Origin of the sequence: Nakamurella sp. A5-74 (genome assembly GCF_040438885.1) — a bacterium.
Lineage (GTDB): Bacteria > Actinomycetota > Actinomycetes > Mycobacteriales > Nakamurellaceae > Nakamurella.
In genome coordinates, this window is sequence record NZ_CP159218.1 from 3641587 (window position 1) to 3659223 (window position 17637).

General features: G+C 68.7%; 18 protein-coding genes and 1 riboswitch. Of the genes, 4 read left to right on the forward strand and 14 right to left on the reverse strand.

The features are described 5' to 3' along the window. Positions 1-131: 131 nt before the first annotated feature. The 8 genes from typA to ABLG96_RS16705 all read right to left on the reverse strand — a co-directional run bounded on the left by typA (position 132) and on the right by ABLG96_RS16705 (position 9908). A complete protein-coding gene (typA, locus tag ABLG96_RS16670; protein ID WP_353648451.1) occupies positions 132-2015 on the reverse strand; it encodes a translational GTPase TypA in 1884 nt (627 codons plus the stop codon). A 222-nt stretch (positions 2016-2237) separates the two neighbouring features. Continuing rightward, positions 2238-3119, reverse strand: coding sequence for an amino acid ABC transporter ATP-binding protein (locus ABLG96_RS16675; protein WP_353648452.1), 882 nt, complete (start codon positions 3117-3119; stop codon positions 2238-2240). A 1-nt stretch (position 3120) separates the two neighbouring features. After that, complete coding sequence (locus ABLG96_RS16680) at positions 3121-3987, reverse strand: amino acid ABC transporter permease (RefSeq protein WP_353648453.1); 867 nt, start codon at positions 3985-3987, stop codon at positions 3121-3123. 31 nt (positions 3988-4018) lie between these two features. Further along, entirely contained in the window at positions 4019-5119 is a 1101-nt protein-coding gene (locus ABLG96_RS16685) for an ABC transporter substrate-binding protein (RefSeq protein ID WP_353648454.1), read from the reverse strand. A gap of 191 nt (positions 5120-5310) precedes the next feature. Next, a complete protein-coding gene (locus ABLG96_RS16690; protein ID WP_353648455.1) occupies positions 5311-6165 on the reverse strand; it encodes a (deoxy)nucleoside triphosphate pyrophosphohydrolase in 855 nt (284 codons plus the stop codon). 38 nt (positions 6166-6203) lie between these two features. After that, positions 6204-7247, reverse strand: coding sequence for an ABC transporter ATP-binding protein (locus ABLG96_RS16695; protein ID WP_353648456.1), 1044 nt, complete (start codon positions 7245-7247; stop codon positions 6204-6206). Between the two features lies 1 nt (position 7248). Then, positions 7249-8982 (reverse strand): iron ABC transporter permease, encoded by a 1734-nt coding sequence (locus ABLG96_RS16700; RefSeq protein WP_353648457.1) that lies wholly within the window; start codon positions 8980-8982, stop codon positions 7249-7251. Positions 8983-8990: 8 nt separating this feature from the next. Beyond that, positions 8991-9908 carry a thiamine ABC transporter substrate-binding protein gene (locus ABLG96_RS16705; RefSeq protein ID WP_353648458.1) on the reverse strand — a complete coding sequence of 306 codons (918 nt, stop codon included), beginning with the start codon at positions 9906-9908 and terminating at the stop codon, positions 8991-8993. A gap of 16 nt (positions 9909-9924) precedes the next feature. Between ABLG96_RS16705 and ABLG96_RS16710 the strand changes: the two genes are divergently transcribed. Continuing rightward, entirely contained in the window at positions 9925-10245 is a 321-nt protein-coding gene (locus ABLG96_RS16710; protein WP_353648459.1) for a hypothetical protein, read from the forward strand. Beyond that, positions 10243-10351, reverse strand: a riboswitch (TPP riboswitch). It overlaps the preceding gene by 3 nt. Before the next feature lie 4 nt (positions 10352-10355). Here ABLG96_RS16710 and ABLG96_RS16715 read toward each other — a convergent pair. From ABLG96_RS16715 to ABLG96_RS16725, 3 genes are read right to left on the reverse strand one after another with little or no spacing between them, the layout of a single operon-like run. Continuing rightward, a complete protein-coding gene (locus tag ABLG96_RS16715; RefSeq protein ID WP_353648460.1) occupies positions 10356-11585 on the reverse strand; it encodes a glycosyltransferase 87 family protein in 1230 nt (409 codons plus the stop codon). Then, on the reverse strand, positions 11582-12844 hold the full coding sequence (locus ABLG96_RS16720) for a glycosyltransferase 87 family protein (protein ID WP_353648461.1): 1263 nt from the start codon (positions 12842-12844) through the stop codon (positions 11582-11584). Before ABLG96_RS16720 ends, ABLG96_RS16715 begins: the two co-directional genes overlap by 4 nt. A gap of 25 nt (positions 12845-12869) precedes the next feature. After that, positions 12870-13490: a GNAT family N-acetyltransferase gene (locus tag ABLG96_RS16725; protein ID WP_353648462.1), complete on the reverse strand. Its 621-nt coding sequence runs from the start codon at positions 13488-13490 to the stop codon at positions 12870-12872. Positions 13491-13766: 276 nt separating this feature from the next. Between ABLG96_RS16725 and ABLG96_RS16730 the strand changes: the two genes are divergently transcribed. Then, complete coding sequence (locus tag ABLG96_RS16730) at positions 13767-14621, forward strand: DUF559 domain-containing protein (protein ID WP_353648463.1); 855 nt, start codon at positions 13767-13769, stop codon at positions 14619-14621. Positions 14622-14725: 104 nt separating this feature from the next. Next, positions 14726-15352 carry a histone deacetylase gene (locus ABLG96_RS16735; RefSeq protein ID WP_353648464.1) on the forward strand — a complete coding sequence of 209 codons (627 nt, stop codon included), beginning with the start codon at positions 14726-14728 and terminating at the stop codon, positions 15350-15352. Here the strand turns inward: ABLG96_RS16735 and ABLG96_RS16740 are convergent. From ABLG96_RS16740 to ABLG96_RS16750, 3 genes are all read right to left on the reverse strand, one after another. Then, positions 15289-15546: a hypothetical protein gene (locus tag ABLG96_RS16740; protein ID WP_353648465.1), complete on the reverse strand. Its 258-nt coding sequence runs from the start codon at positions 15544-15546 to the stop codon at positions 15289-15291. The two genes, ABLG96_RS16735 and ABLG96_RS16740, sit on opposite strands and share 64 nt — an antisense overlap. 158 nt (positions 15547-15704) lie before the next feature. Beyond that, the gene (locus ABLG96_RS16745; protein WP_353648466.1) at positions 15705-16031 is read right to left on the reverse strand and encodes a hypothetical protein; all 327 of its coding nucleotides are present in this window, start codon (positions 16029-16031) and stop codon (positions 15705-15707) included. Positions 16032-16039: 8 nt separating this feature from the next. Further along, entirely contained in the window at positions 16040-16618 is a 579-nt protein-coding gene (locus ABLG96_RS16750; RefSeq protein ID WP_353648467.1) for a helix-turn-helix domain-containing protein, read from the reverse strand. A gap of 86 nt (positions 16619-16704) precedes the next feature. Between ABLG96_RS16750 and ABLG96_RS16755 the strand changes: the two genes are divergently transcribed. Continuing rightward, complete coding sequence (locus ABLG96_RS16755) at positions 16705-17586, forward strand: SDR family oxidoreductase (RefSeq protein ID WP_353648468.1); 882 nt, start codon at positions 16705-16707, stop codon at positions 17584-17586. Positions 17587-17637: the final 51 nt, after the last annotated feature.

A 17637-nucleotide genomic window follows, 5' to 3' on the forward strand; every position in this document is an offset into this window, starting at 1 on the left:
GTCCTCACGGTGATCGAGCGACGAAGGAGACGAGACCCCGTCCCCGCACGACCCCGGACGCAGCGACCCACGGTGATCGAGCGACGAAGGAGACGAGATCCCGTCCCCGCACGGCTCCGGCCCCGGCGCGCTCAGGTCTGGTTCTTGGCCCGCGAACGGGTCCTGGCCCGCTCACTCCCGTTGAGCACCAGCTTGCGGATGCGGGCCGAGATGGGAGTGACCTCGACGCACTCGTCGTCGGAGCAGAACTCCAGGCTCTGCTCGAGGCTCAGCGCCCGCGACGGCACCAGGTGGACGAGCTCGTCGCCACTAGACTGCCGCATGTTGGTGAGCTTCTTCTCCTTGGTGATGTTGACGTCCATGTCCTCGGAGCGGGAGTTCTCGCCGACGATCATGCCCTCGTACACCTCGGTGGTCGGCGGGATGAACATGGCACCGCGTTCCTGCAGCGCGAACATCGCGAACGGCGTGGCCCGGCCGGCGCGGTCGGCGACCAGCGACCCGGACGGCCGGGTGCGCATCGGTCCGGTCCACGGGCCGTAGCCGTCGAACAGCGTGGACGCGATGCCGGTGCCGCGGGTGTCGGTGAGGAACTCGGTGCGGAAGCCGATCAGGCCGCGGGAGGGGATGTGGAACTCCAACCGGATCCAGCCGGTGCCGTGGTTCGTCATGGTCTCCATGCGGCCCTTGCGGACGGCCAGCAGCTGGGTGACGGCGCCGAGGTACTCCTCGGGCACGTCGACCGTCAGTCGCTCGAAGGGCTCGTGCAGCTTGCCGTCGATCTCGCGGGTGACGACCTGCGGCTTGCCGATGGTGAGCTCGAAGCTCTCCCGGCGCATCTGCTCGACGAGGATCGCCAGCGCGAGCTCGCCGCGGCCCTGCACCTCCCAGGTGTCGGGTCGGTCGGTGTTGAGCACGCGCATCGAGACGTTGCCGATGAGCTCTTGGTCGAGGCGGTTCTTCACCTGGCGGGCGGTGAGCTTCTTGCCACCGTCGCGGCCGGCCAGCGGCGAGGTGTTGATGCCGACGGTCATCGAGATGGCCGGCTCGTCGACGGTGATCGGCTCGAGTGCGACCGGGTTCTCCGGGTCCGCGAGGGTTTCGCCGATCGTGATCTCTGCCATCCCGGCTACCGCAATGAGGTCGCCGGCCCGGGCCGACTCGACCGGCACCCGGTCCAGGGCCTCGGTGATCAGCAGTTCGGTGATCTTCGTGCGCTCGATCGTGCCGTCGAGCTTCATCCAGGCCACCTGCTGGCCCTTGGTGATGGTGCCTTCGATGATCCGGCACATGCCGATGCGGCCCAGGAACGGCGAGGCATCGATGTTGGTGACCTGCGCCTGCAGCGGCGCGCCCTCGGTGTACTCCGGCGCCGGGATGGCGGCCAGCAGGGTGTCGAACAGCGGGTCGAGGTTCTCGTGGTCCGGCATCTCGCCGTTGCCCGGCTTGTTCATGCTGGCGCGGCCGGCGCGGGAGGCGCAGTAGACGATCGGGAACTCGATCTGCTCCTCGTCGGCGTCCAGATCGATGAAGAGGCCGTAGGTCTCGTCGACCACCTCGTCGATCCGGGCATCGGCGCGGTCGGTCTTGTTGATGACGAGCACGACGGGCAGCCGCGCCTGCAGCGCCTTGCGGAGCACGAAGCGGGTTTGCGGCAGCGGGCCCTCGGAGGCGTCGACGAGCAGCACGACACCGTCGACCATCATCAGCGCCCGCTCCACCTCGCCACCGAAGTCGGCGTGGCCCGGGGTGTCGACGATGTTGATGATCATCTCGGTGGTCTCGCCCGGCGCAGCGCCGGGCGTCTGCATGGTGCGGTGCACCGCGGTGTTCTTGGCGAGAATGGTGATGCCCTTCTCGCGCTCCAGGTCGCCGGAGTCCATCACCCGGTCGGTGTGCGCGCTGCCCTCACGGAAAGCGCCCGACTGCCACAGCATGGCGTCGACCAGGGTCGTCTTGCCGTGGTCGACGTGGGCGACGATGGCGACATTGCGAAGATCGGACCTGATGGCCATGTGGCTGGGTACTCCTGGAGCTCGGGGAAGGTCTCGGGATCGGCGCCGCCCTGAGGGCAGGCCAATTGACCAACTTACCGGGCCGCCGCCATCAGTCGGGGTGTCCGCGGGCTCCGACGTGACCAGTCCCTCAGCAGCGGTACCCCACCGATGGCTCTCGGTGGGGTACCGGTGCGTGCTGCAGGACCCCTTCGCCGGACCCGCGCCGGGAGGTCGGACGAACTAGCGTCCCGACGACTTGTTCAGGCTCGTGTCCAGGCCGGCCGGCGGATACGTGCCGGGTGGCCCGCCGAAGGGTGTGCCCTCCCGGGCATCGCCCTCCTCTATCGCCGTCGGGTTCAGCACTCTGAACAAGAAACTCTTGGTGCGCTCCTCCTGCGGGTTGCCGATCACCTGTTCCGCGGTTCCCTGCTCGACCAGGTAGCCGCCGTCCATGAACACGACCCGGTCGGCCACATCGCGGGCGAATGCCATCTCGTGGGTGACGACCATCATCGTCATCCCCTCCTTGGCCAGCCCCTTCATCACCGCGAGAACCTCGCCCACCAGCTCCGGATCCAGCGCTGACGTCGGCTCGTCGAAGAGCATCAGGTCCGGTTCCATCGACAGCGACCTGGCGATGGCGACACGTTGCTGCTGGCCACCGGACAGCTGGGCCGGGAAGGCCTTGTCCCGGTGGGCGAGCCCCACCCGGTCGAGGTTCGCCATGGCGACCTTCTCTGCCTCCGACCTGCTGCGCCCCAGCACCCGTCGCTGCGCGATGGTGAGGTTGTCCAGCACCGTGAGGTGCGGGAACAGGTTGAACTGCTGGAACACCATGCCGATCGAGCGGCGTACCGAATCGATGTCGCACTCGACGTCGGTGACGTCCGCACCGTTCACGATGATCTGCCCGGCCGTGGGTTGCTCCAGCAGGTTCACGCAGCGCAACAGCGTCGACTTGCCGGACCCGGACGGCCCGATGACGCAGACCACCTCGCCCTGACCGACCTCGAGGTCGATCTGCTTGAGCACCTCGACCTCGCCGAACTTCTTGACCAATCCCCGCACCGAGATGGTCCCGGCCCTGCCGGCCTCGATGTCCTGCCCACGACGGATGGCCATCTCAGAACCTCCTCTTCGCCTGGCGCCGCTCCAGTGCCGCGACGACCTGCGACAGGGGCAACGTGATCACCAGGTAGAACACGCCACTGAGGATCAGCGGGGTGGAGCCGGCGTTGATACCGGTCACGCCGCCGGTGGCGAACAGCTGACCCAGCTTCGTCAGCTCGTACTGCTGCGCCGTGACTCCGAGCGCGTAGACCAGGGACGAATCCTTGACCAGGTAGATGAGCTGGTTGGTCATCGGCGGGATGATGATCCGGAAGGCCTGTGGCAGCACGATCGTCGCCATCGCCCGCCCCTGGGACATACCCAGTGACCGGGCCGCCTCCGTCTGCCCGCGCGGGACGGCCTGAATTCCACCTCTGATCGTCTCTGCGACGTACGCCGCCGCGGTCAGCCCCAGCCCGAGACCGACCTTCACGTAGAAGTTCCGGACGAACTCGGAGTCCGGGAACACGACGGGCAACCCGAAGTTGACCAGGAACAGCACGACGAGTGCGGGCAGCCCACGGAAGATCTCGATGTAGATGTTCGCGAGCGCCCGATACAGCCAGAACGAACTGATCTTCATCAGCGCAACGACCAGCCCGACCACCAGCGCCACCACGAAGGCGGCCAGGGTGAACAGCAGCGTGTTCACCAGACCGACCTTGAGCATCCGCGGGAAGGTCTTCCCCACCGTGTCCAGGTTGAGGAACTGGGTGTTGAAGCGGGACCAATCGCCGATCAGGGCGATCACCACGATCACGGCAATCAGTGCCAGGTACTGCGCCGAACGCACGACGAACGTGGACTGGCTGCGGGTGAGTCCCCTACGTCGGGCGTCCGTGCTGGGCGGACCACCGAGACCCGCACCGGATTCAGTCATCGGAATCCCACTCCGTCTTCCGACGACCCGATCAGCCCGCGCTCGAATCGATCCACTTCTTGAAGCTGGCCTCGTACTTGCCGTCCGACTGCGACTGCTTGATGACGAAGTTCGCCACCGCGATCAGTGCAGTGTTGCCCTTCGCGGCACCGAAACCGTACTGCTCGCCGGTGTTGAAGTTCTTGACGATCTGGACCGCGCCCGCCTGCTGCTTGACGTAGTCGTTCAGCGCCGGCTGGTCGTGGATCGCCGCATCGATCGCGTTGGTCTGCAGTGCTTGCTCCTCGTCCGAGATGTTCTGGTATTCAACGACGGTGTAACCGGACTCGGCAGCGTTGGCGTTGGCGTACTCGAGGCCAGTCGTGCCGGTCTGGGCGCCCAACTTCTTGCCCTTCAGCCCGGACAGGTCGGTGACGGGGCTGTCCTTGAGCACCATCAGTGCCTGGGAGGCGTCGTAGTAGGGGTCGGAGAACTCGATGACCGCCTGACGCTCCTTGTTGATCGTCATGGCAGCCGCGGCGATGTCGCAGTTCTTGGAGGCCATCGCCTGGCCCGACTTGATGCCGGAGAAGTCGATGGAGACGACCTTGGTGGTCACCCCGAGCTGCTCGGACATCCAGTCCATGAAGTCGATGTCGAAGCCGGTCACCTTGCCGGTGCCGTCGTCACCCTCGAACGGCGGGTACGGCAGCGAGGTGCACACGGTCAGCGACGCCGGATCGACCAGCGTCGCCTTGGCGGCGGTCTTCTCGGCATCCGTCAGCGCGGTCGGCGCTGACCCGGTCATCGCAACGCTGGCGCTGGTCCCGCCGCTGCTGGATCCCGCGGAGCTCGACTCGCCGGAGCTGGACTCCGTACCGCTGGACTCCATACCGCTGCTGGACTCCATACCGCTGCTGGACTCCATACCGCTGCTGGACTCCATACCGCTGCTGGACTCCATACCGCTGCTGGACTCCATAGTGCTGCTGGACTCCGTCATGGAGGCCGCGGTGGTGCTGGCCGCCGGGGTGGAGCCGCTCGAACCGGGGGCAGCGTCACTGCCGCAGGCGGCAGTGGTCAGCACGACGGCGAGGCCGCCGGCGATCAGTGCGGCCCGCAGGCCGCGGGGCTGGGTGGTCGAATTCCGCATGCTGTTCTCCGTCTACTTCGGGGACGACCACCTCAGGCGGTGGTCGGAACGTCGATCGGACTGTTCGATGCTGGTGTTCGGTCGTGCTGCGGTGCGCGTGATCGTGACATGGTGCCATGCCCACGATGACGGGCATGTGTCCATCACGATTCATGCAGCTGTCCTCTGTCGGCCACCTCATCACCTCGCCGTCAGCGGCGCAGCAATTCCTGCAGTGCCGGGACCAGGACCCGGTCGGCATCCAGCCAGTCGACGTCGGCCAGTTCGTCGCCGGCGAGCCAGCGGACGGCAGTGTGCTCGATGAGCACCGGCTCGTCGTCGGTGGCGCAGCGGTGGACGCGGAGCACCGCGCCGCCCGGCAGCCCCGGCACTTCCACCACCAACCGGTGCTGCACCGTCACCTGCAGCGCGAGTTCCTCCCGCAGTTCCCGCGTGAGCGCCTGCTGCTCGGACTCCCCCAGCTCGACCTTGCCGCCCGGCAGCTCCCACCGGCCCGCACCTGACCTGGCCGGACCTCGTTGCGCCACCAGCAGTTTCGGCCGCCCGTCGCGCTCGGCGACGACGGCACCCGCCACCACGATCGGGGTCTGCTCGGCGATCAGCAGCGCGATTCCGAGCAGCAGCTCGCCGAACCTGAGCACCCGACGACGGACCGCAGCGGCTCGGACGTTGCCGCCATGGAGCGTCACCGCCACCTCCGTCAGGGCGCCGGCGGCGGTGGCGGTGATCTCGAACCCGAGGATGCCGCCGTGCCCGGCCCGCAGTACCGGCAGACCATCCGGCTCGGTGGTGACCGTCCACGCGGTGGATCCGGGTACCGGTGAGTCGAACCGGGCCCCGCCCGAGAGCTTGACCACGTCCCTGTCCTGGAGCACGGCACTGGCGTCTCCCAACGCTGTCTCCCCGATCGGGACACCGTCGCGCAGCACCCGGGCCCGCCCGCCGGCCGCCCGGGCCGCGCGGCGAAAGGTGTCCGCCTCGCCGAGGGCGTGGCCGAGCGCGGAAACCGGGACGTCGAGCAGGGATCCGACACGAAGGCTTGTCACGAGGGTCAACTCTGCCAGCCGCACCCGTGTCGATTGCCTCAGCTGGGTGGCTGCCGCTGCGCCGGCCCGGGGTCGGTGGGCAGCGGGGCCATCCCCGCCGGATCGACCGTCAACCGGACCTCGTCCCCGATCTCGGGCAATTCGGACGCCATCGCCGGCAGCAGGTGGCCGCCGACCCTGACAGCGAGCACCACGCCGTCCGGGGTGGCGCGCACCCGGCTCACCACGCCGGCGAGCACTGCAGCAGTCCCGGCCGGTGCAGACCCGAACGGTGCAGACCCGGACGGCGCGGGGGTGACCACCCGCAGTGCACTGGGGCGCAGCGCGAGCGGACCCCGCGGCAACCCCCGAATACCGTGTGCCGCAGGCAGGATGAGCTGGTAGCCGACGAACCGGGCCGACCATTCGTCCAGCGGTGCGCGCCAGAGATCGACCGGGGCGCCGCGCTGGTGGATCCGGCCGTCGCGCATCAGGGCAACGGTGTCCGCGACGGCGAAGGCCTCCTGCTGATCGTGGGTCACGAACACCGCCGTGGTCCCGGTGGTGTCGAGTACCTCCCGGATCACCTCGAGCATCCGGCCGCGCAGTGCGGCGTCCAGCGCGGCGAGCGGCTCGTCCAGCAGCAGCAGCCGCGGCTTCGCCGCCAGCGCCCTGGCCAGTGCGACCCGCTGGGCCTGGCCACCGGACAGCTCATGGATCCTGCGCTGCCCGTACCCGGGCAGCCCGACGAGCTCCAGCAGGTGGTCGATCTCGGCAGGTCGGTCGCCCCCCGACGGCAGGCCGTACCCGATGTTGCCGGCCACCGTGCGGTGCGGGAACAGCGCACCGTCCTGGAACATCAGCCCGAACCGCCGTCGATGGATGGGAGTGTGCACGAGATCCGTTCCGTCCCAGCAGATGTGGCCCGCCGTGGGTCGTTCGATTCCGGCGATCGCCCGCAGCAGCGTCGATTTGCCGCAGCCCGACGGACCCAGCAGGGCCAGCACCTCGCCGTCCGGCACTGTCAGATCCACGGCGTCGACGGCGGTGACGGCCTGCGCCCCCGACCCGAAGCGGACGCTCAGCGCATCGATCTCGAGCACGTCAGAACCCTCCCAGGTGGTCGGCAGCGTTGCGTCGGTCGCCGCGCCGCACCAACGACTCCACCAGCAGCACGGCGAGCACGCAGGTCACGGCCAGCACCGTCGCCGCAGCCAGCGCAGTACCGGTGTTCGCCGCGCCGGGCCTGCTGATCAACCGGCCGATGACGACGGGCAGGGTCGGATTCTGCGGGGTCGCCAGGAAGCTGCTGGCGCCGAACTCGCCCATCGCGATGACGAACGCGAACGCAGCAGCTCCGGCCAGGGCTCGCGAGACGATCGGCAGGTCGACGTCCCGCCACACCCGCAGCGGTGACGACCCGAGCACCGCGGCCGCCTGTCGCAGTCGGTCATCGGTCGAGCGCAGGACCGGCAGGATCATCCGGACCACCAGGGGCATGGCCACCAATCCCTGCGCCACCGGCACCAGCCACGGTTGACCCCGCCAGTCCAGCGGCGCGGAATCGAAGGCGATCAGGAACCCGAAGCCGACCGTCACCGCCGACACCCCGAGCGGCAGCATCATCACCGCATCGACGCTCGACAGCAGTCGTCGCCCCGCCGTGCTGCGCGGGCGTCGGGCGAGCAGTGCACTCACCGCGAGGCCGACCACGAGGGCGCCGATGGCCGCGAACACCGCTGCCCGCAACGAGTTCCCCAGCGCCGTGGTGACCGGCACCAGCATGATGTTGTCCGCCCCCAGGGTGCCGAGGGCCCGGTAGTTGTCCAGCCCCCATCCTGCTCCCGTGCTCGTCTGCGTGCGGAGTGACCGCACCACGAGCACGGCGATCGGCACCACCATCGCCAGCACGGTGACGGCAGTGATCAGTACCGCGGGGACGGCGCCCCTGGTGATCCCGCGCCGCAGCGTCGAGGCCGTCCGCCAGGTCGCCTCGGCCCGCGACCGGAGCAGCCCGGTGATCGCCAGCAGTACCGCGACGGCGACGATCTGCACGACTGACAGCACCGCCGCCGTCCGCAGGTCGAAGATGACGACCGTCTGCCGGTAGATCTCCGTCTCCAGGGTCCGGTAGCGGCCGCCACCCATCACCAGCATGATCCCGAAGCTGGTGGCGCAGAACAGGAACACCATCGAGGCGGCACCCAGTACGGCTGGCATCAGTGCGGGCAGTGTCACCGTGGCGAACGCGCGTACCGGTCCGGCCCCCAGGCTGCGTGCGGCGAGCACCTCCCGATCGTCCAGACCCGCCCAGGATGCGCCGACAGTGCGCACGACGACGACGTAGTTGAGGAACACGTGGGCCGCGAGGATGGCGCCGACGGTCCCGTCCCACCCCCAGGAACCGAGCGGACCGTCGTCTGCGAAGAGCGTCCGGAACGCCAATCCCACCACCACGGTCGGCAGCACGAACGGAATCGTGACCAGGGCGCGCACCACTCCCCTGCCGCGGAACGAACAGCGGTACAGCACGTACGCACCGGGGATTCCGAGCAGCAGACACAGCCCGGCGGAGGCTGCCGCCTGCCACACCGTGAACCAGAGGATCTGCCGGATCCTGCTGCGTCCCAACACCTCACCGAATGCCCCCAGCTGCCAGGATCCGTCCTCCAGCAGCCCACGGCCCAGTAGCGTGCCCACCGGATAGAGGAAGAACAGCCCCAGTGCCGCGACCGGCAGCGCGGCCAGGACCATCAGTCCGGTCGCCCGTCGGGAACCGGACGGGGGAAGGCCGACCGGCGGCCGCGCCCGTTCCAGGGTTCCCGCCAGGGCGGACATCGGCGTTCTCAGCTCTCCATCAGATCGGACCAGGACGAGATCCAGCCCTCCCGGTTCGCGGTGATCTCGGCCGGATCCATCTCCGCCGGCGCCGTGGCCACCGGTGCGAACTTCTTCCAGTCCGCCGGCAGCGCGGTGTGCGCATCGACCGGGTAGACGTACATCTGCTCGGGGACAGCAGCCTGGAACCCGTTGCTCAGCATCCAGTCGACGACCTTCTGGGCGCCGGTCGGGTTCTGCGCGCCCTCGAGCACTCCGACGTATTCGATCTGGCGGAAGCAGGTGTCCAGCAGTGCAGCCGTCGGCGCCGCGGTGTCCCCGGCAGCGGCCTCGAACGGCGGTGACGAGGCGTACGACAGCACCAACGGCCGGTCACCCTTACCGGTCGAGCCGGAGAAGTCGACGGTGTACGCATCGTTCCAGCCGGCGGTGATCTTCACCCCGTTGTCCTTGAGCTGCTGCCAATACGCCTGCCACTTGTCGGCGCCGAAGTGCGCGATCGTCCCCAGCAGGAACGCCAGACCCGGTGAGCTGGTCGCGGGCGAGGGCACCACGAACAGATTCTTGTACTGCGGTTGCGTGAGATCCTCGTAGCTGGTCGGCGGCTGGATGTTCTTGCCTGCGAACCACTTCTCGTCGACGTTGACGCAGGCGTCGCTGTAGTCCACCGCGGTCAGCCGGCCATCAGTGGCGGCGGAGTAGGTGGTACTGCCGTTACCGGCCGCCGGCGAGGTGTAGGGCGCGAACACACCCTCGTCCAGGGCGCGGGAGGCGAACGTGTTGTCGACGCCGAACGCTACGTCGCCCAGCGGCTTGTTCTTGGTGAGCACCAACTGGTTCACCATCGCACCGGCGTCACCCTGGGCGATGATCTTGAGGGTGATCCCGGTGTCCTGCTGGAACTTCGCGACGACGTCCTTGGTCATGTTGAACGAGTCGTGGGTGACGAGCGTGACCTCACCACCGCCGGCGGCGTTGCGGGTCGATCCGGTGCCGGCGGGCGTACTGGACGGGGAACTCGACGCAGCACTGGACGCAGTGCTCGACGGGGAACTCGACGCAGCACTGGACGCAATGCTGGATGGCGAGCTCGCCGCTGCGCTCGTCGACGGCGTCGGGCCACCGCTCTGTGCCGGTGTCGCGGCCGAACCGCAGGCGGTCAGCGTGAACGCTGCGGCGGTGAGCGCCAGGGCAGCGCGGCGGCCGCGCCACCGGAGGGTGGAGTACGTCATGGGGTGCCTTCCCGAAGGTCAGCACGGGTGATCGATGAGAGGACGTCCCTGCGCCGGCATGATCCGGATCAGGTTCGACGGTCAGGGACTTCGTGTCCCTCTCTCAGCCCGGCGCACCGGACTCCCGTGTCTCCTGTGACGCTACGCGGTTGCGGGGACCTGGGTCGCAGCGGCCACCGCTCTGCGTCCGACTGTCAGCAACACCACCAGGGTCGCGATCCCCAGCACGGGATAGACGGCACCGAGCAGTCTCACCCACAGCGCCAGCGGCTCCCCGGCTCCCCAGGTCCTCGCCTCCTGGGCCGCGAGGAGCGGCATCAGGAATGCCAACGTCACCACCGCCCAGCTGCCGGCCAGCCACTGCACGGCGCGCTCCGCACGCCGAGGGCCGCACCAGCACCACAGCACCAGCGGCAGGACCCACACCCAGTGGTGGTTCCAGGAGATCGGCGAGATCTCCAGACCGATGAACTGCACTGCCAGGAAGGCCGCGAGGCGGTCGCCGGCCCGCAGCGACCCGACGGCGGCCAGGATCCCCAGCACGATCACACCGACCACGGCGACGGCCCAGAGGACGGTCGAGTCCTCCCCCGCCAGCCGGTCGATCGCTCCCCGCAACGACTGGTTTCGGACCGCCGCGACCACTCCTGTGCGCTCCGGTTCGAAGATCAGCTCGGTGAAGTACCGCCCGGTCAGATCGGGGACGACGAGCAGCGCCAGCAGTCCCGTCGCGACGAAGGTCGCCACCGCTGCGGCCACCGCGGAGAACCGTCGGGAGAGCAGATAGAACAGGCCGGTGACGGCGGGGATCAGCTTGATGCCCGCGGTCAGCCCGACAGTGACACCGGCGACCCAGTCCTTGGTCGCCACCGCGCCCAGCAGCAGCACCGTCATCAACAGCAGGTTGATCTGCCCGTAGTTGAAGGTGGTCCGCACCGGCTCCACCCACAGCGCGACCGCGGTCCCGAACAGCACGACCCCGCGCACCAGAGGCGCGGCCCAATGCCCGCCGGGTCCGGTCTTCCCGAGCAGCCGCAGCGTCAGATACAGCGAACAAGCCACCAGGATGACGCTCAGCACCTGCCAGATCACCGCGGCGGCCGCGAACGGCAGCTGGGCCAGCGGCCAGAACACCATCGCGGCGAACGGTGGATAGGTGAAGGGCAGATCCTCCTTCGGCGTCAGGAAGGAGTAGAGCATGCCGTCCCCGAGATGCAGCGGACCGGCGACGTACACCCGCAGATCGATCATCCGGAACCCGTCGACTCCCTGTGCCATGACCAACGGATGCAGGCACAGCGAGACCAGCAGCACCAACACCGGGATGACCGGGGATTCCAGCCACGACCACCTCGACCTCGTCGCACTCATCGCGTCCCCGCGCCGCTGGTCGCGGCCGGTCGCGCCGCCAGCAGCTCCGGGCGGAGCCGCGCCACCACGAGGAACACCAGGCACCACAGGACCGGCAGTCCGGACAGCAGCCGGATCCCGAGACCGGCGCTTGCATAGTCGGTGTCGGGGCTGAGGTACGTCCCCGGGTGCAGACACCAGACGATGACCCCGCTGATCACCAGGGCGAGCACCAGCCGGCGGTCGGCAGGCTGGCCCGTCGTCCGCCGGATCTCCAGGAAGCGCTGCACCAGGCAGGCCAGCGCGGGCATCACCCAGACCGCGTGGTGCATCCAGCTGACGGGGGCGACGAGGATCCCGGCGAGTCCGGTGACGGCCAGCGTGGCAACCGGCGCCGATCGGGCCTCCGTCCTGACGACGGCGCCGAGAGCGAGCAGCACCACCACCACCGACACCACGGCCCACAGGATCGCCTGGACCAGCTGGTCGGGAATCACCCGGCTGATCCAGCCGCGCACCGACTGGTTCTGGATGTTGCTGACGTCGCCGACGCGGGCGGTGTCCCACAGGTAGTCGGTGAAGAACCGCCAACTGGCGGACGGCAGCACCAGCGCGGCCAGAGAAGTGGCGACCGCCGCAGTACCGACAGCGACTGCCAGGGCTCGCCAGCGTCGGGTCGCCAGCAGCGGCAGCAGGAAGACGCCGGGGGTGATCTTGAGCGCCATGGCCAACCCGATCCCCATCCCGGTCCACCGCGGCCGGTGCACCGACACCCTCAGCAGGTCGACGGTGATCAGCGCCGCCAGCACCAGGTTGATCTGGCCCAGCGACAGGTTCTGCCGCCACGGTTCGAGAGTGAAGGCGAGCGGGGTGGCGACCAGGACAGCAGCGGCCAGTGACCTGCCCCTGATCAAAGCGGTGCGGGCGATCACCAGGGCAACGCACGCAGCTCCGCACACCACGATGAGCGCGAGCATGACGATCTGCAGCGCCGGGAACGTCATCCACCCGATCGGCCACAGCACGACGGCCGCGAACGGCGGATAGGTGAATCCCAGACTGCCCATCAGTGCGTCGGGCTGGCTGTAGGAATAGACGTCGTTGCCCCGGTGCCACCAGGCGATCGCATCGAAGTAGATCCGCAGATCGAACTGGTGCAGCCAGGTCGAGGCGGTCAGAGCGACCAGCACGGACATCGCGCAGGCGGCGATGAACGCGACGACCAGCCGGCCAGGAGAGCGATACCAGAGCCTGGCAGTCGCGGCGTGCGGATCGATCACGCCCTGATCCTGCCCCAGAGGTGGCCTACCTCGACGACCACTCGCTCTCCAGGACTCCGAAGATCAGCTCCGTCCCCCAGACCCCCTCGCGCACGTCGTTCTCCACCAGCCTGGCCTCCTGGCGCATCCCCAACCGGCGGCAGACCGCCGCCGAAGCGTTGTTCTCCTCGTCGAGCCGGGCGTACACGCGGTGGAAACCGTAGTGGCCGAAGGCGATGTCGATGACGGCCCTGGCGGCCTCCGTGGCGTACCCGCGGCCGGCGACCGAGGGGTGGAAGACATAGCCGACCTCGGCCTGCCGCGCCGGTCCGGAGGTCCACTTCAGGATCACCTCACCGATCACCCGGGTGGAGCCGCGCTGCTGGATGCCCAGCACCAGGGCGTCGCCCTCCCCGGAGAACCGCAGCGCAGACACCTTCGCGAGCACCTCGCGGGTCCGTTCCAGGGTCTGCGGATCCCGGTACAGATACCGGGCGACGTCCGGCAGGCTCTGGTACGCGTGCACGTCGTCGAGATCGTCGATCAGCAAGCCCCGCATCGACAATCGCTCGGTGTGCAGCGGCAGTGGTGGCAGCGAGGTCGGTTGGGGTGGGGTGGGGACAGGATGAGCGATCTGCGCCGGTGACGCCGACTTGGTGGAGTCCATCCGAGCAGGGTAGTGATCTGCTCCCTGGTTGCTCATCGAGCGGCCTCCCGTCCCCTCGTGCCACCGCGGCTGATCGAACAAACGAAGTGCGACGAGATCTCCTCACAGAACACGTCGCCAGTGATCAAAACCTGCCCTCCGCGGGGACTTCCTGATTGCTGCGGTCCACTTCTGTGAGCGCAGCCTGGGAGTCGCGGTTGTCCACAGTCACTGAGTTCTCCACATTCCGATCGACATGACCTCGCCACGTCGCGGAACCGGCCGATCCTGCTGTTCATGCGACCTGCCGACTTCCTCACCGCGAACGGACCGATCATCGCCCGGCGCGACCACCCCGAGCACACCGCAGCGATCGGCTGGGCACTCCGCACCGGCCAGTTGGTGCGCACCCTGCCCGGCGTTCTACTGGTCCCGGAGATCGCCGACGACCTGCGCTGGCGGATGGCTGCGGTCGCAGCCTGGGACTCGGACGCGGTGATCGTCGGCGAGGCTGCTGCCGAGGTCAGCTTCTGGCCGGAGCTGCGGGTCACCGAGATCGAGGTGGCTGCGCGAAGTGCGACCCGATCACCCGGATACCGCTTCAGCCGGCGGTCACTGCCGACCGACCTGATCGACGACTCACGGCGGGTTCGGCTCGCGGTTCCCGCTCTGGCGGCGCTGGATACGGTCGGGACCCAGGGCACCGACGCGATCGATCGAGCGCTTCGTTCCCGGCGCGTATCGCTGGACGACCTGTGGGCCGCGCTGCGCGCCACCCCGCACCGTGCCGGAAACCGAGAGAAGTGCCGGGCCCTTGTCCGGTCGCGTCACAAGCCGTGGTCCCATGCCGAACGACTTGCCCATCAGCTGCTCGATGCGGCAGGCATCCGCTCCGGCTGGAAGGCCAACCACAAGGTCTGGGTGCAGGGTCAGCTCTACCGCATCGACATCGCCTTCCGCGGCCAACTGCTCGCCGTCGAGATCGACGGCCGACTGCACGAAGACGATCCGGACATCTTCGAGACCGATCGCACCCGGCAGAATGCGCTGATCAGAGCCGGGTGGCGGGTACTGCGCTTCACAATGGCGATGCTCACCAACAGCCCCACGTACTTCATCGCCGAGATCCGCGCCGCCCTGGCTGCTCGCTGAACTGCTCACAGAACTGGTCCTCAGTGACCGATATTCGGCTCCCAGGGGCGGATTTCGATCACTGGCGACCGCTTCTGTGAGCGGATCTCCTAGTCTCTGCAGTCGTGGAACCGAGCGCGCTGGTCTGGTACGTGAGCTACGGCTCCAACCTGTCTCGCGCCCGCTTCCTGGCCTATCTGCAGGGCGGCCGGATCGCCGGCTCGGCCCGGGAGTATGCGGGGGCGTTCGATCGCACGGAACCGCTCGACGACGCGGCGGTCGAACTGCCCGGCCGCATCTACTTTGCGGGCGAGTCGAAGACCTGGGGCGGCGGGATGGCCTTCTACGACCACGACGAGCACGGACCGACGCCCGCGCGGGCGTACCTGATCACCGCTGCCCAGTTCGCGGACGTCGCCGCGCAGGAGATGCACCGCCTGCCGGATCCGGCGGATCCGTTGCAGCGCATCGTCATCGACGAGTTCGAAGGCGGGCGGCACACAGCAGGCCCCGGCCGGTACGAGACGTTGATCGAGGTGGGCGTCCGCGATGGGGTCCGGATGCTGACGTTCACCTCCCCGCACGGCGCGGGCGCGGTGTCGCACACCGCACCGTCGGCCACCTATCGGGCGCTCATCGCCGCCGGCCTCGCCGAATCGCACCACTGGGATCCGGCCCGGATCGACAGCTACTTCTTCCGGATCACGTCGCCCGTCACCGGTCCGTCCCACGACCAGCGCGGGATCGACTGACCGGGCGCCACCTCGTCCGGACTGCGGTGATGAGCAGCCATCCGCACATTGGCCCACCGGAAGTAGGCGCTCAGAGTGTCCCCCAGCGAGGTCCCGACAGGCGAGCCCACGTCGGCCAACGCAGCATCGAAGGCGTCGTCGGCGCGCCGGTCCATCTCGACGTGCTCGCCGTTGCCGGCGTGCATCCGCAACACGGCCGTCTCGTCCCCGTGTTGGCGTGAGCAGGGTGAAGCCCATGACCGGGGGCACCTCCCGGCTGATCTGCACCAGCGCCGGTTTGGTGATCCGGTGTTCGAAGGGATCGTCATCCAGTCCCATGTGTTGTCGCCACCCGTCGATCGAGTCCGCACGATCAACCCTGCTCCCGGCCCGGCAGCGGTCCGCCGTCGAGGAACGCCCGATATTCGTCCTGGACATCATCGTCGACCTCTGGAGATCCGGGACCGTATCGCAGATCGGAGCGATCACGTTTCGGGCCGGACAACCAGAAGAGCTCGTCCGTCCCGACGTCGATGAAGTTGCCATCGCCTGCACCCCCGGGCGGCAATCGCCGGAGCTCACGGCCGTGGAACCGGGCAGTCTTCCAGGAACGATTGAAGTCGACCCAGCAGATCCACGAGGGACCGCGGTCGGTGTCGAAGCCGGTCTTGAGCTGCACGAACATCACCCGTCTGGTCATGTCGCGCCTCACCCGAGAGCCGCGGTCGCTGCCCGCAGCTCCTGCAACGCGGCCAGGGCATGCGGTGCGAGGTCGCCGGCCTCCTCGGCCGAACTCTGCGCCCACCGTTCATAACCTCGCTTGAACGCCAGCACCCCCAGCTCGGCGGCGAGCTGAGCGGTGGCATCGGCGATGCCCCTGCCGACGAGCGCCTCGCGCATCGCGACGGCCATGCCGACGCTCTTGAGCGCGTCACGCTCCTGCAGCTCGGTGCTGGCCGCCACGGCCGCAGCCAGACGCGGACCGAGGTCGTGATTGGCCGGACCCAGCTCGCTCGATGCCCGCTCCAGACCTCGGGCGACGGCCTCGAGCGGAGTGGCAGTGGCCGGAGCCTCGGTGATCCCGTCAGCGAGCAACCGGCTGAGCGTCTGCTGACCCGCGACCAGCAGTTCTCGCTTGTCGCTGAAGTGCCGGAAGAACGTGCTCTTGGTGACGCCTGCGCGCTGGGCGATCTGCGCGACGGTCGTCGAGTCGTATCCATGCTCGGTGAACAGGTCGACCGCCGCGAGCACCAGCCGCCCTCTCGCATCCGCCTGCCATCGCGCCATGGCACCATCCTAGTGATGGGACACTTGTCCCGTACAGCTGCTACGGTGATGGGACAACAGTCCCATCACACCACTCGGAGCACCCCATGCATGTCTTCGTCACCGGCGGCACCGGCACCATCGGCTCGGCAGTCGTCGCCGAACTGCTCGACCACGACCACACCGTGCTGGCCCTGGCCCGTTCCGACGAGGGAGAAAGCACGCTGCTCGACGCAGGGGCACTGGTGCTCCGCGGCGGCCTGGCCGATCTCGACGTCCTCCGGCAGGGAGCCCAGCAGAGCGACGGGGTGATCAGCTTGGCCTTCGGGCGCGACTACGGCACTCCCGAAGCGGTGGTGGCGTCCATCGCCGAGGAGAGCGCGGCGATGGACGCCCTGGGTGAGGCATTGATCGGTACCGACCGGCCGATCGTCACCGTCTCGGGAACCCCGTGGATTCCGGGTCGCGCTTCGACCGAAGCCGACCCGCTCCCGTTGGACGGACCGGTCGGCGGGCGTGGTCGATCGGTGAACGCGCTGCTCGCGCTGGCCGATCGAGGCGTGCGAGCGACCGCGATCAGGCTGCCGCGCACCGTGCACGACAACGGTGACGGCGGGTTCGCCGGAATGCTCACCGCGCAGGCTCGACGCACCGGAGTCTCCGGCTGTCCGGGTGACGGCACCCAGCGCTGGCCGGCGGTCCATGCTCGGGACGCGGCGGCACTGTTCCGGATCGCGCTGGAATCCGCGCCGGCCGGCACCTGCTGGCATGCGGTGGCCGACGAAGGCGATGCCGTCAAGGACATCGCAGAGGTCATCGGTCGACGGCTCGGGCTGCCGGTGCGGTCGATGCCTGAGGAGAGCTTCGGGCCGTTCGGCGCGATCTTCGCGATGGACCAACCGGCCTCCAGTGCGCACACCCGTGAGGCCCTGGGCTGGACGCCGATCCACCCGTCGCTGTTGGACGATCTGGAGAACGTCGAGCGCTGACCGCCGGTGTCGTCCCGACCCGCTTCCGGAAGCGGAGGCAAGCCCGCGACT